Below are 22,528 nucleotides of genomic sequence, written 5' to 3'. Positions count from 1 at the left end.
ACAAAAAACTGTCCTAGATGTTAACGCTATAAAGAATTACAGAAATATCGAAGCACAATATCAAAAACTAATATCAACGCAATTATAAACTAGAGCCTAATAAAACAATTAGACACTGTGAATCAAGGACTTCTAATTCTTGATACAGATACACAGCTAGTATATAAAACACAATTGAAAACTTCTTCTAATCATTCAATATAACATACTACCTATATCAAATAAATTATACATTATTACCTAAAAATCATCAAATTAAAGGCTACTAAATGACTTATAATTTGATACTACTTCTTACTTAATTTTTGATCGTATCAAAGACAGAAACCATACGTACTATGGTTATACCTCATAATAATTACGATAAAATGGATAAAAATACTCCTAAAAACAGGTATTTATACTCTTATTGACGTCAAATATTCTTTGTACTATTAGCATACTTCTTACAAATCAAAAATCATATTATAATGGGTATTACAACAAATTACACAAAATTAACTGTCACCAACCAAACCGATGCCGCTGTAGAGGTATTTGTAACTTTTGCAGCAAAAAACAGCACCAATCAATGCTGCCCTATTCCAGTAAGTGTTGATGATTTTAGTTTTCTTGAAAAAGTAAATTCCTTGAGGGGAAAGTTTATTTTAGAGAAAAAAAAATCACAAGAGTTTGACCCCAAAGGTCAATGTTTTAGTGGAAACATTGGTTTTTATATCGAACCGCAATGCCCTGTACCCAATGCTAGTTTTCATATGGGAAAAACAGGAACCAATATTGCAGAATTTACATTAAACCCACTTGAACCTTGCTTTGAAGCCTTTGATATCAGTTGTGTAAATGGCGTCAATTGTTATATGATGATGAAAGTTGATAAAGATTTGGGGTGGAACTATGGCCCTGTCAAAACTCCTATTGATACCATCTATAACCGAGGATTGCAAGAGAACAAAGGTAATCCTGGGGTATATCCTGTAAATTGCACAGATTGCATTCAATTAATAGGTAATCCTCCTTGTCCAAGTTTACCTACGGGGCCTGCGCAAACAGAGCGAATTTGTAATGTACAACGCTCAGAAAGAGGAGGAAGTGTAGAAGTCCTCTTAGTTACTCCTCAAGACATGTAAACTAATATTTATGTGTTTTACTTGATGGTAAAAAACTACTGATTATAAAAATAGTATCCAAAATTCTGTTTATACAAAATTTTGGATACTGCCTAGTGGTTTACTCCTACTTTGAATAGGCTACGCTAAGACAATCCCACGAAGTATTCGTTTGAAACAACCCCTTAATTCCAAAACAAGTCTAAGAATATTAAACCTCACTTAATAAGCAACAATCTCTTGTAATTGTATATTAATTAGAAAAAATAGAACATTCCTCTAATACCATTTTTATTATCGGTATGTTTTCATCTTTCTCACCATACTTCTATTTCAAATAAAGATAAAAGATGTATTACCTCAGCTTATTAATATAAGAATCTAATTTTTTGGTAGCCATCATTGGATTAAATTCTGTTAAGCTATAATGAGCAAACTCATTAAGTATGAGAGGATCATTATCTAGAATAGTTCGCAATTCTTTTTCAGAACAAGAATGTGCAAGCACTATACCACCATCACGTGGTTTTTTTGGGCCACCAATGATAAAAATATCATTTTCATACTGTTTAGATACATACTCTCTATGTACTTCTGTAATAGTATTAACCTCTTCAATTGATTTAATAAAATTAAAATTGATAATAAACATAATGTATACTGTTTCTTTAGTTAAATTTTTTTTCCAATTCTCAGACCATACTCTCAGAGGATCAAAAAGATCAAACATCTCATCACCTATTTTTGTCAAAGCATACCCATCAACAACTTTTTCTATAATAAATGTTTTTTGAAGTTCTTTTAGTCTCGTATTAAGCGTAGTAGGCGGAATCCCATTACATTTTTTTTTCTAATTCACTAAATGATTGAGAGTTTTCTTTTAAACACCAAAGGATATTCATAGACCAATGTCTCCCTAACAAATCAAAAAGTGCCATTATTGGTTTTCCCGATTGAGAACCTCTAACTGGTTTTCCTGGTATTGGAACATTCATAGTAATAAAGTTTATTTAGCATTTAGATATTATCAATCAAAAAAGGGTACAGTCTAATTTATCTTTTTGGAAGAAGTGGTTCATACATCATAATAGCATGATTTTCTACTATCATTTCTTCTGTTTCAGATGTTTCAGTGGTACAAATTTTAAATATTTGGTTATGTCTTGAATATCCCCCCCAAAGTTGTTGTTTAATTTGGTGGTTCCGTTCTTCTACTTTATATGATCCATTCATTTTTTCTTTAGACAATAACTCTCCATTAAGATGAGTTTCATCCAGCCATAACTTAATCACAAAACTATTATTGGTTTCATTTTTTATCTGTAAATCAATATAATTATATGATAACGTTGCCCCTGCCCCAAAAGGAACTTTACGGTTTACATCTGGAAAAACGTCAAAACCATGTCGGTATCGTTCTTTAACGGTTAATGGACTATGAGCAAAAACCCAAAAAAGAAGATTTCCTAATTGGCACAATCCTCCTCCAATATCCTTATCTATTTTACCACTTTTTAAAACCAAACCTTCTAAATATCCTTTTCGTTTTGTGGGTCTGCCTACCAGTTTCCATATAGAAAAATATTCATTAGGTTTTATTTCTACTCCATTTATATGCTTAATTGCTAATTCAAGATTAGTACGTTTATTTTCTTGAAGATACATATCTACATCTTTGAGTGGTCTTAAGATCAAAGATTGGTGCTTAAACACAGAATGTTTAAAATCTATTGTGTTTTGCTGTTTTGAAAACTTTTTTTTACCAAAAACCCAATGTAGCCTGCGTTTTAAAATAAAATATTCTTTTCCTAGCAACTGTCTTAAATGACTTCTATTTTTGGGTTTTTCTATTTCGTTCAAACTATCCTTTATTTATAATTTATTATTTTAAAAACTTGTTTTTGTAGTAGAGATTATAGCTTTATCATTCAGTCCAAAATGTTCTAAGAGGTGATCAGCATACTCTTTGTGATTCTTAAATTGTTGATGTAAAACTTCTTTTCCTTCTTCTGTAATTTTAATACTATTACCTGAGATTGTTACCCTACCATTCATCAAAAGCTTACTTATTAGCCTTTTTTGTGTAAAATGAGAATCTGAACTTGTTTGATGATAGTTACACATTTCTCTAAATGCTTCTGTTTCTCTAGCTTTTTTAGAAAAAATATATTCTGGTATTTTTTTATTTTTAACTAATTTTGAAACCTTATAATATTCATTATCATATTTTTCTATGATAAAATATCCTCTACTATCTGTTTGTATACTATTAATTTCTAGTTTCAAAGGTGTAAGAACAAACTCCCCAAACCCTACATCTACCAGGTATTCTACTTGATTTATCTCTGCAATGATCGCCATATGATCAAATTCTTCTCCATATACATCTTTTGTACTATTATATACTCTTGCAGATACTCTTTTTACATTGAATCCTAAATTTTGTAACAGTTCAAAAAACAACCCATTGAGTTCGTAACAAAACCCTCCTCTTTTTTTGATTACAATTTTGTTATATATCATTTCTAAATCCAGAAGAATCGGTGTTCTATAATGAATGTCTAAATTCTCAAAAGGAACTCGTAATAAATGACAGGTATGCAAATTATTCAACACCTCCAAAGTTGCTTTTGTAGTACCTATATATTCAATTCTATTTAAATATGTATTTATATTCATAAATCACAGCTTAGTAAAATTATTTAGCAAACACTTATGATAAATGGATTGACAGAATAGTAACTGTTTAGATAGGTGGGGGTTTAATCAAAGTTTGAAGTGTGTAAAACTGTTTCTTGATCAAAAAAATATGCCCAGAAGAAAGATGATTTCCATCTGGTTTCAGTTTTATACAATTGTTTTCTCTGTATCCAATATCCATCAAAAATAGATAATATTTTTTTTCGTAGCTAGAAAACCCGTCTTTTTTATTGTGTTTTAAACAATCAGCTATTCTCTTTTGAAGAAATGTAAGATTTTGGAGTATAGCCAGTAAACTTTTTAAAAATAGTAGAAAAGTATTGCGAAGAACTAAAACCCAAGTCATACGCTACAGTAGTAATATTTTCCTTTGTAAGCAAGTCAATTTTTGATTGCTCAATTTTTAATCTATTTACATATTCTTTTGGGGGAATTCCTGCCGTATTTTTAAACCATGATTTGAAATAACCAACCGAAACTTCAGAAATAACTGCTAATTCATCTACATAAACAATGCGATGCATGTTGTCTATGATAAACTCATCAATGAGATTAAGCTTTTGTCGTGGAGAATACTCTTGTTTTTGTTTTGAAAGCTGAATGACTTCTAATACTATCTGTATGATAAGTTGGTTTATATATATTCTGGATAAGGTTACATCACTTGTTTCTAATTCATTTAATAATCCATCAAGCATAAATTTTATCTGAAATGCTCCTTTAAAAACTTGTTTAGAAGCTTTTTCTAATGCATCGATAAGGTATAAGGAATGTTCTTCTGGTAAATTGCAAAAACTACTTTCTCCATCAGAACAGGTAATTTGTAACCAAAACAATTCTCCTTTATCCTCTGGATAATCACCTGTACTATGATTTTCATTAGGAGGAATGATAAGAATATCATTTCCATTTAACTTAAAAAGCTCATCGTTGACTTGATAGTGTTGCTCTCCATTTATGCAAAAACAAATCTCTATACTATCTATATGTTGATGTACTGGCAACTGCTTACCAACCTTAGAATATTTATAATACCCAAACTGCAAACATCTGTTGATCCCATAATCTGGTAGAAAATGCACGATACGCTCTTCTGAATTCATATCAATATTTGTATAAAAAAGTAAGGTAGTACAAATTTAGAAGATTTACTAAAATGATTTACTGATCTTTGGATAAAAATAAACACCTAATTATGAACACTATAAAAACTGATTTCTTAAAAAATGGTTTTACCAAAGTAGATCGTCTTTTTGATATTGATTCTGCACAGAAATTACTGGGCATTTATAATCATCTACTGAATGATACAAAAAAAACGGCTCATTTACGAAGTGATTTAGCGGGACAAAACGAAACCAATACAAAAATGACAGAAAGAATTACTCAAATAATGAGACCTAGTCTTATAGAACCTCAACTATTGAAACATATTGCTTATAGCAAAGCCTTACAACAGGCCAAAGATCTTCTTGGTGATGATATGGAACTAGATTTTGATATGCTTATCAACAAAGCTCCTCATACAGAGACACCCACTCCTTGGCATCAAGATGCTGCGTATTGGATTGATTTACCAGATAAAAGAGCAGTGAGTTGTTGGATAGCTCTAGATAAAGTATATGAGGATAATGGATGTATGTGGTTTCTTTCTGTTCATAATCAAAACGTTCTAGAACATAGCAATTTACCCAATGGAGGCGCATTGTACTGTAAGACAGATACTAGTGAAGCAACATCTATTCCTCTAGATATTGGTGGATGCACTTTTCATGATGGTTTTACTTTACATTATAGCAAAGGTAATACTACTGATAGTCAAAGAAGGGCTTTGATTTTAAATTTTAGACCAAAAAAGATGATAGAACTAGAGAGAAAACAAGGTATGGATCATACGGGAATACGTAAAAAGCGTTCATAATACTAATCTTTATTTTGTTTTTAAAGATGGATTATAGTTAAATAATATCTATACTCCCTTTACCTTCTCGTATGAGTACTGGTTCACCACTAGTAAGATCAATTACTGTAGATGGTATGTTATCACCATATCCTCCATCTACTACCATATCAACCAAACTATCCCATTTTTCTAATATTAATTCTGGGTCAGTGGTATACTCTATTACTTCATCTTCGTCATGAATAGAAGTTGAAACAATTGGATTTCCTAATTCTTGTACTATAGCCGTACAAATATTATTATCGGGAACACGAATACCAACTGTTTTTCTTTTTTTGAATACCGTAGGTAGATTATTATTCCCTGGCAGAATATAAGTATAAGCTCCAGGAAGTGTTCTCTTTAGCAATTTAAAAGCGGCGTTATCAATTTGTTTCACATAATCTGAGAGATTACTCAGGTCTTTACAGATAAATGAAAAATTAGCTTTTGCCAATTTTACCCCTTTGATTTGTGCAATACGTTCTAATGCTCTATTATTACTAATATCACAGCCTAATCCATAGACTGTGTCTGTTGGATAAATAACCAATCCACCACCTCGTAAACAATCTACAACTCGCTGTAGTTCTCTAGGATTAGGGTTCTCATTATATAACTTTACAAACTCTGCCATATCAAAGGGGTATACGGTATACTATTAGGGATAAATAATTTTTATAAAACTTTCAATTTAGCAAAACGAAGTAATAACTTTTTTATTCCTCCTTTGTCAAAATGAATTTCTGCTTTTTTATCTTGACCTGTTCCTTCTATTTTTAAAATTTTTCCTCTACCAAATCTCATATGTTCTACCGTTGTTCCTGGTAAGAGATTTTCATCAACATTATTCGTAGGAACTGTTTGCCCAGTTGTTTCATTAGTAACTGGCCTTAGTTTTCTAAGTTTTCTTAATTGCTCTTCTGTAGGTTTATGTGCTAATGGAGGCGACCCTGTTATAGGTTTTTTAAGCCTTAGTTTACTTTTATCTACTTCTCCAAAAATATCAGAATCAATCAATGGTTTATATCTATAACTCTCCATTGGAGTTAGGAATTCTATGTACTTCTCATCGATTTCTTCTATAAATCTACTAGGTTCTGCATCTACCAATTTACCCCATCGATAACGAGATTGGGTATATGTAAGATATGCTTGTGTTTCTGCACGTGTCAATGCAACATAAAACAGACGTCGTTCTTCCTCTAGCTCACTTCGAGTATTCATACTCATCCCAGAAGGAAAAAGGTCTTCTTCCATCCCTACAATATACACATAAGGAAATTCCAACCCTTTGGCTAAGTGAATTGTCATCAATGCCACCCTATCATCATCTCCTGTATCTTGGTCCAAATCTGTCGCAAGGGCTACATCTTCTAAAAACTCGGCTAATGCCCCTCTTACATCTGCCAACTCTTTTTGTCCTTCTACAAAATCTCGAATCCCATTAAGTAATTCTTCTATATTTTCTATACGAGCAATCCCTTCTGGCGTACCATCTTTTTTGAGTTCTTGTAATAATCCCGTTTTCTTGGCCACCATTTCTGCCAATATAAAAGCATCAGATGTTTCATTCGTTATCTGAAAACTTTTGATCATCATTATAAAGTTTTCTAATCGCGTTTTGGTACCACTATTAATTTTTAGATTAATACGATCCAAGTTCTCGATAACTTCAAAAATAGAGCGATCATAATGATTAGCAGCGACTATCAATTTATCTACAGTAGTAATTCCAATACCTCTGGCTGGATAATTAATTACTCGTTTTAACGCTTCTTCATCTTTTGGGTTAATGACCAACCGCAGATATGCTAATACATCTTTGATTTCCTTTCTTTGATAAAAGGATAATCCTCCATAAATTCTATATTTAATATCTCTTTTACGCAATGCATCTTCAATAGCTCTTGATTGTGCATTGGTTCTATACAATACAGCAAATTTACCATTACCTAATTGGTGTTGCATTTGGTTTTCAAAAATAGAACTCGCTACAAACCTTCCCTCATCTCCATCTGTCACCAAACGATTTACCAAAATTTTGGGTCCAGGACCATTTGCAGTCCATACCACTTTATCTAGCTTGGTCTTATTCTTATCTATGATAGAGTTTGCCGCTTCTACAATATTCTTTGTAGATCTATAATTTTGCTCTAATCTATACTGTTGTACATTGTCATAATCCCTCTGAAAATTCAGAATATTATTAATATTCGCACCACGAAAGGCATAAATACTCTGTGCATCATCACCTACCACACATATGTTCTGAAACTTATCTGATAATGCCCGTACAATAAGGTACTGTGAGTGATTTGTATCTTGGTACTCATCTACCAGAATATATCTAAATCTATTTTGATACTTTGCTAAAACTTCTGGAAAACGATTCAATAATTCATTAGTTTTCAATAATAAGTCATCAAAATCCATCGCACCTGCCTTAAAACAACGTTCCACATATTGTTCATAGATTTCTCCCATACGAGGGCGTTTTGCCATAGCATCTGCCTCTACCAATTCTGCATTCTTAAAATATGCTTTTACAGTTATCAAACTGTTTTTGTATGATGAAATACGTGAATTTACCTGCTTGTATTTATAGATATCTTTATCAAGCCCCATTTCTTTGATAATAGAGGCAATTAATCGCTGAGAATCCTGTGTATCATAAATAGTAAAATTAGACGGATATCCCAACTTATCAGCTTCAAACCTAAGTATCTTGGCAAAAATTGAGTGAAATGTTCCCATCCATAAATTCTTGGCCTCACTAGAACCAACAATATCAGCGATACGCTTTTTCATTTCTCGCGCTGCCTTATTGGTAAATGTCAAAGATAGTATATTAAATGAATCTACTCCCTTATGCATCAAATAAGCAATACGATATGTAAGTACTCGCGTTTTTCCTGAACCTGCTCCTGCAATAACAATCATAGGGCCTTCTATCTGAAGTACAGGAGCCCTCTGGGCGTCATTCAACTCTGCTATATATTCTTCCAAAGTAATAAATAATTTAAAGGCGAAATTTAAGGAAAGAACTACGGTTATGGAAGTAGAGTGTAGATTTTTTGTAAACAAATCGTAGTCAACAACTTTTGATTGCTATATTATTTCTGAAAACTTGTCATCTATAGATTTTTCAACCCACTATTATTTACTCTAAAAAAAAGAACAATCCCCATTTACTCCCTTTACAAACAATATAACAAAAACAACATATTCTTACATTTTTAAAAGTTTCAATTCAAAAAACATAGATTAAATGCAATTTTTTAAGACAAAATACACTATATTTAGCAAAACAAAAAAGAGTAACACTCCTTTTAGTCAAAATTAAAAATCTAACAAAACTTAACACTTATGACCCCAAACATGAATGTACAAGTGGTACAAAAAGAACAAATTAAATTTTTGAAATTCCCTAAAAACGATGTATTAGATAAAAGAAAAGATCAAATTGATCGATTTCTTGAGTTACAAAGAGCGCTTTCTTTAGGAAATCTAGAGCATCAAAAAGTAAAAATTGTTTTTGTAGATGATACAGGACTCAAAAAAGTAGAAACTACTATATGGGGAATAACTGACAAAGAAGTTATTCTTAAGCAATCAACCATCATACCATTAGAAAGAATCATAAGCATTTTATAATGTTCTTCTTATAATAATCATTACTATATTCATAAGATATAGTTAATTTTAAGTTTATAGAATTTTAAATTCTGAAAACTTATGACTTTAGACGTATTTTTAACATAAAATACGTCTAAATTATTTTAATTTTACATCCAAACATTCACCTTATCATTAATTAAAACTCACAATAAATTTGAAATACTAAAATTTAATACGTCACAGTCGAAATAAATACTTAACAATCAAACTCAACATGAAAAGAAAATTACTACGGTATTTTCTCACAGCTACTATTGCTATAGCTGGAGTAACTACCTATGGTCAATCTCAAAAATCATATCTGATATCCAATGACCAACAAAGCTTCGTAAATAGTCTTACAAATCCACAACAAAGTAAATCTGCTCCTATTACGATAGGAAATGAACAATCTTTTTCTTTCAAACTTAATGTACAAAAGCAAACTGATACTGGTCTTTCTCTTATAGGAAATGTGAACAATCAGCAATCTTCTACTTTTTCTTTCACAAGAAAGAATAATAAACTAGAAGGTACTATCATACTATATAATGATAAAAAAGCGTATGCTTTATATTCTAATGAGGCCAATGGCAAGGTATATGTAAAAGAAAGTGATATCAATTCAATCTTATGTGTTAATTATGAAAAAGTAAGTTCTAATGAAGCCAAAACGGAACATGCTTCTGTAGCCAAAACTTTATTGCAATTAGAAAGTTTACCAGATGCTCCTGGTATTATCTATCTTGATTTTGATGGAGAACGAGTATCTAATACCTCGTGGCTTGGTGGAGCTACTATCGATGCACAATCTCCTAATTTTACTGACCAAAAAATAACTGAGATATGGAAAATAATGGCTGAAGATTTTCGCCCATTTAACCTTAACGTAACTACACGAAGAGACCTTTTTGATGCTGCTCCTGTAAACCGAAGAATGATGTGTATTTTTACGCCAACAAATGATGCCGCTCCTGAAGCTGGAGGTGTTGCTTATCGAAATTCATTTTCTTCAAATGTAGATAACCCATGTTGGATATATAATCTAGGCACCAGAGCTGCTGGAGAAACAGGTTCCCATGAGGTAGGGCATACCCTAGGTTTATCACATGATAGTGCTCCTAATGATGAATATTATGATGGTCATGGTGTATGGAGCCCAATTATGGGATGGAGTGTTGATAGAGAAATCGGTCAATGGAGTAGCGGAGAATATGCTACCGCTACAAACACACAAGACGATATTGCTATTATTTCTGGCAATAGAAACGGCGTTGGTTTTCAAAATGATGATCATGGAGATCTTATCGATGATGCTACGGCAATACGAGTAGCTCCATCTGGACAAGTAAGTGCTGACCAAAATTTTGGTTTAATAAGTACTAGACAAGATAAAGATATGTTCTCTTTTGCAATAGAAACAGGTAATGTTTCTTTTAATTTTGAACCCGACCCTGACTATCCAAATCTAAATATACAAGCCAAAATTCTAAATGAATTAGGACAAGAAGTTGCTGTTTCTAACCCCGCAGGGCTTAGCGCATCTATCAATCAAAACCTTAATGAAGGTATTTATTATATAGAAATTGATGGTGTTGGTGAAGGAACCGTTAATAATGGATATTCTGATTATGCCTCTTTAGGTAATTACACTATATCTGGTAGTTATCCCCCTGGTGATGATAAAAACCCTCCTTTATCTGATTTTGAAATAACTCCTAATTGTTTGGCAATTGAATTTCAAAATAGATCTACCAATAGAATTACTTCATATTTATGGGATTTTGGTGATGGTACTACTTCTGCTTCTGAGAGCCCAGCGCACACCTATTCTACAAAAGGAAGATATACTATATCGCTTACCACTACAAATGAGTCTGGTGATAATACGATAAGTAAAACAATAAATATAGCATCTCCTAATCAGCCCATTGCTACCGATCAACAGGTTTGTAGTGGAAAATCAGGAATTATTACAGCAACAGGAAATAGTGACTTCAAATGGTATACTACTCCTACAGGAGGTAGCAGTATAAATTCTGGGGCTACTTTTGAAACTCCTATTCTTACATCTAATAGAACCTATTATGTAGAAGGAGTAATCAGTGGCTGTATTACAGAAACCAGAACTGCAGTAACCGTAACAGTAACAGAAAGCCCACAACAACCTGTTGTGTCTAATCAAAGAATATGCAAGGGAGAATCTGTAACCCTTTCTATATCTGGTACTAGTCAATATAATTGGTATGATTCGCCTACTGGAGGAACAATCATTGCTTCTGGAACAACCTATACTCCCCCAATTCTTGAGGCTTCCAGATCCTATTATGTAGAAGGAGTACTTGGTAATTGTACTACCTCAAGAATAGAAGTACAAGTAATTGTATCACCAAGCCCTGAACAACCCGTTATAGGCAATCAAAATATATGCAAAGGAGAATCCGTAACCCTTTCTTTATCAGGTAATAGTCAATATAATTGGTATAACTCTCCATCTGGAGGGACCAGTATTGCTTCTGGAAGAATCTATGAGACCCCAGCATTAGCTACTACTACTACCTATTATGTAGAAGGAGTAAATGGTAATTGTATTACAACAAGAACAGAAGTAAAAATAAATGTATCAGATAATCCTGAGACACCATCAATAACGGTAAATAATCAAAAACTAATGGTTCCTGATCTTTTTTCTTCTTACCAATGGTACCGTCAAGGAATTGCTATAGATGGAGCAAATCGATCTGAACATATACCTCAACAAGTTGGAGAATATATTGTAGATGTATTTAATGAAACTGGCTGCCATGTAACCTCTAAAGCCTTTAATGTAAATCAGACATTTCTTAATACTGGTCGTGAAAATAGAACTTTTATCTATTACCCAAATCCTGTATATGATGGAGATGTGCTACATATAGAAGGAATCACTGCGGATAATTACTCTTTAAGAATTGTAAATCTAAGAGGCCAAGTCATTATAGACATTCCTCCTACTGCTCAAGTGGATATTTCTGAACTAGCAAATGGATTATACATGATTCTTATGAATAATAAGTCTATTGGAAAATTAATTAGAGAATAAAAAAACACTCATAACATAAAACATATCTCCATAATCTGGCGATATGCTTTATTTTTATATCTTAAAACAAAGCATATTTGTATTTTAACTTTCAATTAATAGATTTTTGAATATCTTTAAAAACAAAAATTCAACGAGTGAACATCAATAGCGTATTTTATATCTTTATCCTGTTTCCCATTTTTAGCTTTTCGCAACAAAAGACTAAAAAAGGTACGGTTATAACAGAGTATGGACAGACTTACTCTGTAACGAATCCAGATTTTAAGACTAATATACAACAAGATTTAAAAGTTGTTTTTGATATTGGTCGAACATTTGGTGACAGCACAAAGGTAAACCCTCTTATTAATACGGCTGCAAGATATCTCAACATGCATGTAGACGCAGGAGTACCAGAAAAGAAATTGAAAGTTGCAATGGTCATTCATGGATCAGCCGCATTTGATATTCTAACAGATGCTGAATATGCTTCTAAATATAATATTGACAACCCAAATACGCTACTTATTTCTGATTTGGCAAAAAAAGGAGTGCAAATTATTTTATGTGGGCAAACAGCAGCGTATTATAATATTTCTAAAAAAGATATTCTTCCTGAAATACAGATCGCTTTATCAGCAATGACAGCATTAGTACAATTACAAAACAATAACTACCGTCTTATTAATTTTTGAATCTGATGAAAGTACAAATACAACCATTTTCTCTATTTCTTACTCTATTAATTTGTTGCACTACTCACGCGCAACAAATTGATCCAGAAATTAATGTATCAGCAAATGAAATTGAATCTAAAGTAATCGCATGGAGGCGTGACTTTCATCAAAACCCTGAGCTTTCAAATCGAGAATTTGAGACTGCAAAAAAAATTGCCAAACACCTTAAAAACCTTGGACTAGAAGTAACTGAAAATGTTGCTAAAACAGGAGTAGTTGCCATCCTCAAAGGAGGAAAAGAAGGAAAAACAGTTGCACTAAGAGCTGATATAGATGCCTTGCCAGTAACTGAGCGAGCAGATGTTCCTTTTAAGTCTACTGTAAAAACTACTTTTCTAGATGCAGAAGTTGGGGTAAGTCATGCTTGCGGACATGATACTCATACCTCGATACTAATGGGAGTTGCAGAAGTACTTGCCAAACATAAAGATAAAATAAACGGAACTGTTAAATTCATTTTTCAGCCTGCCGAAGAAGGTCCACCCCCAGGAGAAGAAGGTGGTGCCAAATTAATGATAAAAGAAGGAGTATTGAAAAACCCTGATGTAGATGCTATTTTTGGATTACATATTAACTCTGGAACCGAAGTAGGGAAAATTCGTTATAAACCAGGAGGAACAATGGCTGCCGTAGAACGTTTTGTTATTAATGTAAAAGGAAAACAAACTCATGGATCTGCTCCTTGGTCTGGAGTTGACCCCATTCTTATTTCTGCTAAAATCATTGATGGTTTACAAACAATTATCAGTAGAGAAACACCTCTTGTACAAGAGGCTGCGGTAATCACAGTAGGAAAAATCACAAGTGGAGTACGGTTTAATATCATTCCTGAGAGTGCTGAGATGATTGGTACTGTTCGTACTTTAGATCCAGAAATGAGATCACATATCATACGTCGTATGAATGAAATGGTTCCTGCGCTTGCAAAAGCTTATGGAGGTGATGCCACCATTACTTTTCAGAATAATACTTCTATAACATATAATGACCTCGATCTTGTAAAAAAAATGTTACCTACCATACAAGGCGTTGCAGGTAAAAAAAATGTTATTTTAGCAAAAGCCACTACTGGTGGTGAAGATTTTTCGTATTTTCAAGAAAAAGTCCCTGGGTTTTATTTCTTTCTAGGGGGAAAAACACCTGGAACACACAAATCTGCTGCTCATCATACGCCAGATTTTTATATTGATGAGGACGGGTTATTGCTTGGAGTTAAAGTAATGTCTCAACTAACTATTGATTACCTTAATATACCATAGATACTATAAAAATGGAAAGTGCCCTTAATTTTTTTGGATCTATATCCTGGTGGATATGGATCATTATTGGATTAGCTATAATTGCAATCCGTGATATTTTTTTCAATCGTAGACATACTGTAAGTCATAATTTTCCGATTATCGGACATTTAAGATATCTTCTAGAAAGTATTGGTCCCGAAATACGGCAATATTTTGTTGCTAATAATCGAGAAGAACTACCCTTTAATAGAATTGAAAGAGGATGGGTTTATGCTTCATCAAAAAATGAAAATAATTATGAAGGTTTTGGTACCGATCGAGATATTTATTTGCACCAGCATATTTTTATAAAAAACTGTATGATACCATACAAGATGGATAAAGATCATCCTAATAGAGAGGATAAATCTTTTCTTCCTTGTGCAAAAGTAATGGGTATCTATAACAAAAGAGCAAAACCCTATCGCCCAGGATCTGTTATCAATGTTTCTGCTATGAGTTTTGGTTCTCTCTCTGCAAAAGCTGTAGAGTCACTAAATATTGGAGTTAAAAAATCAAATGCATATCACAACACTGGTGAGGGGGGGCTTTCTCCCTATCACAGTAATGGTGGAGATGTTATGTTTCATTTTGGAACTGGATATTTTGGAGTGCGTGATAAAGATGGTAATTTTTCTATGGAAAAACTAAAAGAGCTTGTATCTAACAACCCTTTTATAAGAGCTATAGAAATCAAATTATCCCAAGGAGCAAAACCAGGAAAAGGAGGTGTACTCCCTGGTGCTAAGATCACACCTGAAATAGCAAAAATACGAGGTGTAGAAATAGGTAAAGATGTGTTATCGCCTTCTTCTCATAAGGCTTTCAACAACGTACCAGAATTATTACAGTTTATAGAGGATATTGCTCAAGAAACTGGTTTGCCAGTTGGTATAAAAGCGGCAATAGGAAAAACAGAACAGTGGGAGCTTCTTGCAAAATTAATGGTCGAGACCAACAGAGGGCCCGACTTTATCACTATTGATGGTGGTGAGGGAGGTACAGGAGCGGCCCCTCCTAGTTTTGCAGATCACGTATCATTACCTTGGGTATATGGTTTTACTGCCGTTTATAAAATCTTTCAGAAACATAACCTTACCGAACGTATTGTTTTTATTGGTAGTGGAAAACTTGGATTTCCTGCAAAAGCAGCAATGGCATTTGCAATGGGGGCTGATTGTATTAATGTAGCTAGAGAAGCGATGATGAGTATTGGCTGTATACAAGCTCAAGTATGTCATACAAACCATTGCCCTAGTGGTATAGCAACGCAAAGTAAATGGTTACAAAAAGGGATCAATACTCCTATAAAATCAGATCGCTTGGCACAGTATTTTAAAACATTTAGAAAAGAATTTACAGAGATCACTCATGCCTCTGGCTATGAGCATCCTTGTCAATTTACTATGCAAGATATAGATCTCAATGTAGATGATGGTGAACTAACAAAAACACTACAAGCATCTTTTAAATACACAAAAACTCCTGTTGAATATACATGTACTCAAGATTTAAAAGAATGTACGTATCTTGGCGGAAATTATATCAAACAAATCTCAGAATAACCAAATTAACAAAATAATTTTATACCCTAAGAATGAAAATTGAAATTATACCATTAATTATTTCTTTAATTCCAGCAATATTAGTCACGCTACTTGCTGTCTATTTTTTTAAACTTCACACTACAAACGAAGAGCGACGACGTAGATTTCTTTTGCATCGAGAAAATCAAAAACAAGCGCTACCACTAAAAATTCAAGCATATGAACGTATCGTTCTATTTTTAGAAAGAATTTCTCCTGGTAAATTATTGACCAGAATGGCTCCTGTGGGAGAAGATAAAAATAATTACGAATCCCTATTGATCAATACAATCGATCAGGAGTTTGAACATAATCTCACACAACAAATTTATGTGTCTGATGAATGTTGGAATACTGTTAAAGCTGCTAAAAATGCTACTATTTCTCTGATTAGAAAAACAACATTTCAAGAATCAGTTGATTCTGCTGATAAAATGCGAGAAATAATTCTTACTGAACTTGTAGAAAAAGGAGCTCCTAGTGATGCTGCACTAGCTTTTGTCAAAAATGAAATTAGTGATATATTGTAATTCATAAATGAAATATCATCTCCCTTTTTTCTTCCTATTTTATCTTTTTATATGCATTAATATTAATGCGCAAAGCAAAAAATTAAAACACGATTTTTTTCTTGAAAAACTTAAACATAGTGAGACTAAAACCTATAATGATATTCTTGATACATTTGATACTTATCTTCAAAAACATCCAAATGATATCCTAACGCATATAGAAAAATGTAAATTTATTCGGATTGCTCAATATGATGAATATGAAGACTCTAACCCTAATCAGAAGTATTTTGATAGTATCACAACTGCTTTATTAAATAAATATCCTAATCATCCTGACGTATTAGTTTTTCATACTTCTTTTACTTGGGGAGATGAACTTAAAAAAATATTTGAAAAAGCAGAAAAATCTATCAAAACAACTCCTGAGCTTTGGAGTTCTGAAAATCTTGGAATTATATATTACGAAATAGCTATAAATAATTATGATAATGATGATTTTGAAAATGCATATACCTATATAAAGAAAGCTATTTCTTATGATAAAAAATACACTTCAATACTACAATATTCTAAGATACTAATCTCTTTAGAAAAAAAAGGAGAAGCCTTAGAGTCTTTACAAAATGGCATCGATAGTACAACATCTGTCTGGCAACTTAACCAAAGAGCAAATTTAATATTGAAATTAGAAGACTATCCCACTGCACTATCCATTTATAAAAAAATTAATGCAATCGATTCTACTTATAATAATAAAGCTAAACTTGCTAAAACTTTAGAAGGAATAGAAGAGTATACATTAGCAAGAGAATATTTGGTTGCTGACACGATAAATAACTGGAATAACGATGCAGCTCAACTCAATCTTTTTTTACACGATCTAAAGTTTCAAAACAGTGATGATTGTATTGATAGTTACAATGCATATAGAGATAATGGTTATGCTATGGACCCTTTATGCATTTATCGTTTAAAACTTTTTTTTACACATCCTTTCTTATCTTGGAAAATTCATGATATTTTAGGCTTATCAAGTTTATTACTACTATTTCTACTATTCATTATCTTACCCTCTATCTGGATATTGCCTGTTTATTTTATAGGCCATAAATGGAAAATCATTAATCATTCACCATCTACTGATTATACTTGGGGACTGAAAAGTTTCTGGATTGTTAGTTCTGGCTTTCTACTTGCTTCATTTGCTTCTTTATTAGTCGAGCCAGAAGCTTTAAATTCATGGATTAATTGGACAGAATATGATGATGAATCAATAAATGATCAAAAACTTGGACTAAGCACTCTTATTTTTATTTTATCAGCTGCTGTTTTTAGTTTTATTACGTTGAATAAAACCAATATCAAAGTTTTTTTTCTAAAACACTGGAGTATTGGTAAAAGCATACTTACCGCAATAGGTTACTTTATTCTTTTTAAAATTATCTCGGTAATTTATATCAGAGTTGGGATGAGTATTTTTGATATCTCAATAGAAGACCTTACTTCTATACCCAATATATTATTATCTACTAGAGAGGATATTTTGGCACTTTTATCTAATTATGGCAATGGCACTGGTTATCTGTTGATAGGAATTCTTGTACCTATTTATGAAGAGTTAATCTTTAGAGGAGTTATCCTTGATTCTTGTAGAAAATATATTTTTTTTAACTGGGCAAATGTCTTACAATCTTTATTATTTGCTACTGTACATGGAGACTTATTTTTATTTCCTGTATTCTTTATATTTGGATTATTTGTAGGTAGTTTAAGAAAAAAATCTGGTAGTTTACTCCCAGGAATTATATTTCATTCTATAAATAATATTCTCGCTATTTCTATAATGATATCAAAAGGAGGTTTATAAATTATTTCTCTTTTACCCTGCCATATCTATATCCTTGATTTTGTTTTCCTCTGCAAGTTTTGCTTTGTTAGCAGCATATTCAAACCCTTGTCGCCACCAACTACTCATCAATTTTTTATTAAAAACTAATGAATTTTCGGTAAGTTTAGATGGTGTATAATATAAATTGAGAGGTACTTCTCTATTGATCGCAGCTAATTTACCTAATACGGTATCATGTCCTTCTACCTGATCCAACATATAACTAAATAGGTTTACCATAAGAGAAAATGGATTTTTACCCAATACTTTATTGTGCTCCATATTCTCTGATTCCAAAATAATTGCATCTACCTCTGTAGCTCCCCTTCTTATCGCTTCTCGAATAGGCACCATACACCCAAATCCACCATCTGCATACTCGCATCCGTCTTTGGTTACCAAACTCATAAAAGGAACATAATTACAGGATATCCAAATCCAATCACAAAAATCCTCATAAGAAAAATCATTAATCGATTTATATTCTGTCGTATTTTTGGTAAGATTAGAAACAGTCACCACAACATCGTCCACTTTTTTTCTAGCCAATCTAAATTCTGCCTCAGAAAAATTTCTTCTAATTGCTTTTCTTAAATTCTTACTTTCTCCAAAAGTGCGCTTCTTCTTTATAAACTGCCATAAAGATGAAAAGAAATTAATAGATACAAATTCTCTATTTCCTTTTTTCCTAACAACAAAAGGGTTTACATTAAAAATCGTATGTTGATTTACATTCGTATAGATATCATACATCTTATCTATATTACCCAACGCCAATTGTGAGATTAAAAGACTACCTGTAGAGGTTCCGAGAAAGAGGTCATATTTTTTACCTTGTTCTTGAATTAAATATTGGGCTACACCACCAGCATAAGCTCCTTTACTACCTCCTCCTGAAATTACTAATGCTCGCATATTATAATGGGTTCGAAACGTTTTTTTTCTTTGCAAAGTTATAACCTTTTGTCCACCATTGCGTCATTTTTTCTTTATCAAAAATTAATGAATTGGTAGTGAGCACAGTAGGTGTGTAATATAAATCTATAGCAACATCTTGCTCCATAGCTTTGAACTTACCTATTCTAATATTTTGATGCTCTATTCTATCCATCATAAAGTCTACCATATTTGTAATCAAAGAAAAAGGGTTTTTTGTAGGCATACGATTTAGGTGAGTTACTTCAGTTTCTAGAATAATAACATCAATCTCTGTAGCTCCTCTCTTTATTGCTTCTTCTATTGGAACCATAGATCCTAAACCACCATCTACATAATCACAATTATTCTTTCTTACCAAACTCATAAAGGGCGGGTAATTACAAGATATCCAAATCCAATCCAAAAAATCTTGATACTCACAATCTTTTATAGATTTATACTCTACTTCATTTGTAGATAGATTGGTTACTGTGATAATTATATCTTTATCTCCGTTTTTTAATTCTTCAAAAAAAGGTTCTGAAATGGCATTTTCTACTAAATCCCTAAGGTTTCTACTATCGCCAAAAGATTTTTGACCTCTAATTAAATTAAGTAGTACATTAAAATGATTGATATTAATACTAGTATACCATCTTTTCTTTTTTATGGTAAATGGACAGTTTCTGAATATAGAAGATTGATTTACTGATGTATAAAAAGTTTTTATCTCTTTTATTTTTGACATTGCAAGGTGAGATACCAACAAACTTCCAGTAGATGTCCCCATAAACAAATCATATTGTCTACCTAAATCCTGAATCAAATATTGTGCAACGCCTCCTGCAAAAGCTCCTTTACTACCGCCTCCAGAAATCACCAATGCGCGCATATTATATATTATGGGGTTAACTTATTTTTTATAAAATCTTGTTGATCTTGTGGCAAATCATTTAATAAAACTACATATTTCTTTTTATATTCTTCGTCTTTTAATAATTTATCCATCATTTTTCTACACGAATTTCTAAAACGCCAATTATAATGCACCACCCCTTCTGCTAGATGAATTAATGATTGATCAGAAAAAGCCTGTAAACTTTCTAGATATGCAAAAGCATTCTCTCTTGTACTCGTATTATATTTTGGCGAGGTATATCCTGATAACTCAACATAAAATTTTTGATGCTTATCTGTTTCATATCCTTGTGTATTCAATGCCAATACCAACCATAATGTTCTCACATTTTTGGTATTGAATCCAATGATATCTTTGGTAGTATCAAGATATTCTTTTCTTTTCTTGGGGAAGCTCGTCCATAAATGATATAATGCGGGTTCTATAGTTGCATATGATGAATCATTTAATAAAGATTCATATTGCTTTTGGAGACCTTGAGGAACTGACCTCAATGTATTAGCTATAGCCTGACGCACAAAAACATTATTAGTTTCAAAAGCTTTATCATAAAGTGCTATGATCTCTGGTGTGCTCTTTCCTTCTAATTGATACACTGCTTCCTGGCCTATATAATCATTTGTAGGGAAATCTAATGCTTTTGCCAAAGTACCCCATTTTCCTTCTAATGGCTGTGTTCGCTCTTGTGCCAGACTTAGATATCTTTTTATAAATTCTGATTTGGTAAGTATATTTAATGCTTCTTGAGAAGGAAACTTTATATTTTCTATCCATAATACCTTAAATGATGTTAAGTCTGTACCACTTACCTCCTCTGCGATTGTTATAAAATCATCTGTAGTCACATTTTGAAACTTATACTTTTCTAGGTAGTTATGAATCGTAATTTTAAAACTGGTCTCTCCTATTAAATTTCTCAGTGCATGAACGGCCCATGCTCCTCTTTGATAAAAAGTAAGTGAACTTGCCTTTGGGTTCATCAATGAGGTGGCATTTTTGGTCTTGGATAACTCTGTAAGTTGCTCTGCACTCTCATACAACTTATACATAAAGTAATCCTCTCCAAAAATCTCTTTCTCTGCAAGAAGTGCATAGTAAGTTGCAAATCCTTCTTGTAACCAATGATGAGTTCCATGAGTTTCTGTTATCAAATCCCCAAACCATTGATGTGCTAATTCATGTGCATTGACGTTAATATAATTTCTATCTATAAAAGCAGTCTCATCAACCACAAAAGCATCAGAAAAAATGGTCGTTCCCGTATTCTCCATACCTGCATACAAAAAATCTTTTACTGGTATTTGCTTATAATTCTGCCAAGGAAAAGAAAAACCGATTTCCGCTTCTAAGAAATCAAATATCTTTTTACTATGCCTATATGTAGCTTCGTATTTATCTTTATCTGTTGGGTAATAATACATTTCTAAAGGAGTACCATTTGAAGAAATCTCAACCACTTTCTCATAGTTACCAACTACAAAAGCAAGTAAATAACTACTCATAGGGCGTTTCATATCATATTTCCAACTTTGTACAGAATCATTTACTGCATTTGTACTGACCAAATTACCATTGGCTATCACCTGATACTTATGATCGTATTGAATAGTAAGATCAAAAATCACTTTCTCATTCATATCATCAAAGCTTGGCAACCAATTAGATGTATATTTTCCTTGCCCTTGTGTCCAGATCTGATCATTTCCTTCATAATCCTTTAAAAAATACAATGCTTTTTTGGGATTAGCTTTATAGTGAATTGTGATGCTGTGGTTTTTTGAGGTTTTAAAATCAGAAGAAATTATAATTTTTTTACCGTCATATTTAAAATCTATTTGTTTTTTATCAAGTATAACGCCTTTAATTTCCATTTGCTGAGCATCAATATAAATAGATGAAGTAGGTTCTAGTATATTAAAAGTATACATTACCTCCCCTTGTATTTCCTTCTTTTTAATAGCCAGTTCAACATCAATCTTTCCTTCTAAAAAATCAACATACCCTTGTTGTTTAACTTCTTTATTATATATATCTAAACTTGTTTCCTGTGTATTTCCTGCAAAGGAAAAAAGTATAATAAAAACACTTAAAATAAATCTCATTCGCTTTTTCTTATTAATATCTATAATACACTTGTATTTACCTTATCAACTACATAAATCAAATGCTTTGCCAAAATAACGAAATTAGTCTGGTTATGTGACAACATTTTG

19 protein-coding genes are annotated in these 22,528 nt (G+C 32.3%); 9 read left to right on the top strand and 10 right to left on the bottom strand.

Annotation, left to right across the window (positions count from 1 at the left end; all coding sequences use genetic code 11):
- Nucleotides 1-470 precede the first annotated feature (470 nt).
- Nucleotides 471-1,127, top strand: coding sequence for a hypothetical protein (locus CVD18_RS06660; RefSeq protein WP_103864665.1), 657 nt, complete (start codon nucleotides 471-473; stop codon nucleotides 1,125-1,127).
- A gap of 334 nt (nucleotides 1,128-1,461) precedes the next feature.
- Here CVD18_RS06660 and CVD18_RS22960 read toward each other — a convergent pair whose 3' ends face one another.
- From CVD18_RS22960 to CVD18_RS06640, 5 genes are all read right to left on the bottom strand, one after another.
- Nucleotides 1,462-1,836, bottom strand: a complete 375-nt coding sequence (locus tag CVD18_RS22960) for a YciI family protein (RefSeq protein WP_233194493.1) — start codon at nucleotides 1,834-1,836, stop codon at nucleotides 1,462-1,464.
- A gap of 106 nt (nucleotides 1,837-1,942) precedes the next feature.
- Nucleotides 1,943-2,101 carry a hypothetical protein gene (locus tag CVD18_RS22955; RefSeq protein ID WP_199185048.1) on the bottom strand — a complete coding sequence of 53 codons (159 nt, stop codon included), beginning with the start codon at nucleotides 2,099-2,101 and terminating at the stop codon, nucleotides 1,943-1,945.
- A gap of 58 nt (nucleotides 2,102-2,159) precedes the next feature.
- The gene (locus tag CVD18_RS06650; RefSeq protein ID WP_103864664.1) at nucleotides 2,160-2,966 is read right to left on the bottom strand and encodes a VanW family protein; all 807 of its coding nucleotides are present in this window, start codon (nucleotides 2,964-2,966) and stop codon (nucleotides 2,160-2,162) included.
- Between the two features lie 27 nt (nucleotides 2,967-2,993).
- On the bottom strand, nucleotides 2,994-3,785 hold the full coding sequence (locus tag CVD18_RS06645; protein WP_103864663.1) for an arylamine N-acetyltransferase: 792 nt from the start codon (nucleotides 3,783-3,785) through the stop codon (nucleotides 2,994-2,996).
- A 266-nt stretch (nucleotides 3,786-4,051) separates the two neighbouring features.
- The gene (locus CVD18_RS06640) at nucleotides 4,052-4,909 is read right to left on the bottom strand and encodes an AraC family transcriptional regulator (protein WP_233194492.1); all 858 of its coding nucleotides are present in this window, start codon (nucleotides 4,907-4,909) and stop codon (nucleotides 4,052-4,054) included.
- Nucleotides 4,910-5,001: 92 nt separating this feature from the next.
- Between CVD18_RS06640 and CVD18_RS06635 the strand changes: the two genes are divergently transcribed.
- The gene (locus CVD18_RS06635) at nucleotides 5,002-5,727 is read left to right on the top strand and encodes a phytanoyl-CoA dioxygenase family protein (RefSeq protein ID WP_103864661.1); all 726 of its coding nucleotides are present in this window, start codon (nucleotides 5,002-5,004) and stop codon (nucleotides 5,725-5,727) included.
- 37 nt (nucleotides 5,728-5,764) lie between these two features.
- Here CVD18_RS06635 and CVD18_RS06630 read toward each other — a convergent pair whose 3' ends face one another.
- Together CVD18_RS06630 and CVD18_RS06625 are read right to left on the bottom strand one after the other, a co-directional pair.
- The gene (locus CVD18_RS06630) at nucleotides 5,765-6,385 is read right to left on the bottom strand and encodes an L-threonylcarbamoyladenylate synthase (RefSeq protein WP_103864660.1); all 621 of its coding nucleotides are present in this window, start codon (nucleotides 6,383-6,385) and stop codon (nucleotides 5,765-5,767) included.
- A gap of 41 nt (nucleotides 6,386-6,426) precedes the next feature.
- Nucleotides 6,427-8,757: an ATP-dependent helicase gene (locus tag CVD18_RS06625; RefSeq protein WP_103864659.1), complete on the bottom strand. Its 2,331-nt coding sequence runs from the start codon at nucleotides 8,755-8,757 to the stop codon at nucleotides 6,427-6,429.
- 360 nt (nucleotides 8,758-9,117) lie between these two features.
- On the opposite strand from CVD18_RS06625, the gene CVD18_RS06620 reads away from it, so the two are divergent.
- The 7 genes from CVD18_RS06620 (at nucleotide 9,118) to CVD18_RS06590 (ending at nucleotide 18,457) form a co-directional block, all read left to right on the top strand.
- Complete coding sequence (locus CVD18_RS06620) at nucleotides 9,118-9,405, top strand: hypothetical protein (RefSeq protein ID WP_233194491.1); 288 nt, start codon at nucleotides 9,118-9,120, stop codon at nucleotides 9,403-9,405.
- A 238-nt stretch (nucleotides 9,406-9,643) separates the two neighbouring features.
- A complete protein-coding gene (locus CVD18_RS06615; RefSeq protein ID WP_103864658.1) occupies nucleotides 9,644-12,490 on the top strand; it encodes a PKD domain-containing protein in 2,847 nt (948 codons plus the stop codon).
- Between the two features lie 137 nt (nucleotides 12,491-12,627).
- The gene (locus CVD18_RS06610; RefSeq protein WP_103864657.1) at nucleotides 12,628-13,167 is read left to right on the top strand and encodes a DsrE family protein; all 540 of its coding nucleotides are present in this window, start codon (nucleotides 12,628-12,630) and stop codon (nucleotides 13,165-13,167) included.
- A gap of 5 nt (nucleotides 13,168-13,172) precedes the next feature.
- On the top strand, nucleotides 13,173-14,468 hold the full coding sequence (locus CVD18_RS06605) for an amidohydrolase (protein WP_103864656.1): 1,296 nt from the start codon (nucleotides 13,173-13,175) through the stop codon (nucleotides 14,466-14,468).
- An 11-nt stretch (nucleotides 14,469-14,479) separates the two neighbouring features.
- Nucleotides 14,480-16,054 (top strand): FMN-binding glutamate synthase family protein, encoded by a 1,575-nt coding sequence (locus tag CVD18_RS06600; protein ID WP_103864655.1) that lies wholly within the window; start codon nucleotides 14,480-14,482, stop codon nucleotides 16,052-16,054.
- Between the two features lie 32 nt (nucleotides 16,055-16,086).
- Nucleotides 16,087-16,605, top strand: coding sequence for a hypothetical protein (locus tag CVD18_RS06595; RefSeq protein ID WP_103864654.1), 519 nt, complete (start codon nucleotides 16,087-16,089; stop codon nucleotides 16,603-16,605).
- A gap of 7 nt (nucleotides 16,606-16,612) precedes the next feature.
- A complete protein-coding gene (locus tag CVD18_RS06590) occupies nucleotides 16,613-18,457 on the top strand; it encodes a type II CAAX endopeptidase family protein (protein WP_103864653.1) in 1,845 nt (614 codons plus the stop codon).
- 12 nt (nucleotides 18,458-18,469) lie between these two features.
- Here CVD18_RS06590 and CVD18_RS06585 read toward each other — a convergent pair whose 3' ends face one another.
- The 3 genes from CVD18_RS06585 to CVD18_RS06575 are packed head-to-tail and all read right to left on the bottom strand — an operon-like array spanning nucleotide 18,470 to nucleotide 22,417.
- Nucleotides 18,470-19,393, bottom strand: coding sequence for a patatin family protein (locus CVD18_RS06585; RefSeq protein WP_103864652.1), 924 nt, complete (start codon nucleotides 19,391-19,393; stop codon nucleotides 18,470-18,472).
- Nucleotide 19,394: 1 nt separating this feature from the next.
- The gene (locus tag CVD18_RS06580; protein ID WP_103864651.1) at nucleotides 19,395-20,288 is read right to left on the bottom strand and encodes a patatin family protein; all 894 of its coding nucleotides are present in this window, start codon (nucleotides 20,286-20,288) and stop codon (nucleotides 19,395-19,397) included.
- A gap of 8 nt (nucleotides 20,289-20,296) precedes the next feature.
- A complete protein-coding gene (locus tag CVD18_RS06575; RefSeq protein ID WP_103864650.1) occupies nucleotides 20,297-22,417 on the bottom strand; it encodes a M1 family metallopeptidase in 2,121 nt (706 codons plus the stop codon).
- Between the last annotated feature and the right edge of the window lie 111 nt (nucleotides 22,418-22,528).

Source organism: Aquimarina sp. I32.4, from assembly GCF_002924285.1.
Taxonomy (GTDB): domain Bacteria; phylum Bacteroidota; class Bacteroidia; order Flavobacteriales; family Flavobacteriaceae; genus Aquimarina.
The sequence above is the reverse complement of the archived record's forward strand: the minus strand, read 5'-3'. Positions and strand labels throughout refer to the sequence as shown.

Coding starts and splice junctions, on each gene's coding strand:
- CVD18_RS06660 (WP_103864665.1), top strand. CDS start 471: ATGGGTATTACAACAAATTACACAAAATTAACTGTCACCAACCAAACC.
- CVD18_RS22955 (WP_199185048.1), bottom strand. CDS start 2,101: ATGAATGTTCCAATACCAGGAAAACCAGTTAGAGGTTCTCAATCGGGA.
- CVD18_RS06640 (WP_233194492.1), bottom strand. CDS start 4,909: ATGAATTCAGAAGAGCGTATCGTGCATTTTCTACCAGATTATGGGATC.
- CVD18_RS06575 (WP_103864650.1), bottom strand. CDS start 22,417: ATGAGATTTATTTTAAGTGTTTTTATTATACTTTTTTCCTTTGCAGGA.
- CVD18_RS06580 (WP_103864651.1), bottom strand. CDS start 20,288: ATGCGCGCATTGGTGATTTCTGGAGGCGGTAGTAAAGGAGCTTTTGCA.
- CVD18_RS06615 (WP_103864658.1), top strand. CDS start 9,644: ATGAAAAGAAAATTACTACGGTATTTTCTCACAGCTACTATTGCTATA.
- CVD18_RS06620 (WP_233194491.1), top strand. CDS start 9,118: ATGACCCCAAACATGAATGTACAAGTGGTACAAAAAGAACAAATTAAA.
- CVD18_RS06600 (WP_103864655.1), top strand. CDS start 14,480: ATGGAAAGTGCCCTTAATTTTTTTGGATCTATATCCTGGTGGATATGG.
- CVD18_RS06630 (WP_103864660.1), bottom strand. CDS start 6,385: ATGGCAGAGTTTGTAAAGTTATATAATGAGAACCCTAATCCTAGAGAA.
- CVD18_RS22960 (WP_233194493.1), bottom strand. CDS start 1,836: ATGTTTGATCTTTTTGATCCTCTGAGAGTATGGTCTGAGAATTGGAAA.
- CVD18_RS06590 (WP_103864653.1), top strand. CDS start 16,613: ATGAAATATCATCTCCCTTTTTTCTTCCTATTTTATCTTTTTATATGC.
- CVD18_RS06595 (WP_103864654.1), top strand. CDS start 16,087: ATGAAAATTGAAATTATACCATTAATTATTTCTTTAATTCCAGCAATA.
- CVD18_RS06585 (WP_103864652.1), bottom strand. CDS start 19,393: ATGCGAGCATTAGTAATTTCAGGAGGAGGTAGTAAAGGAGCTTATGCT.
- CVD18_RS06635 (WP_103864661.1), top strand. CDS start 5,002: ATGAACACTATAAAAACTGATTTCTTAAAAAATGGTTTTACCAAAGTA.
- CVD18_RS06645 (WP_103864663.1), bottom strand. CDS start 3,785: ATGAATATAAATACATATTTAAATAGAATTGAATATATAGGTACTACA.
- CVD18_RS06605 (WP_103864656.1), top strand. CDS start 13,173: ATGAAAGTACAAATACAACCATTTTCTCTATTTCTTACTCTATTAATT.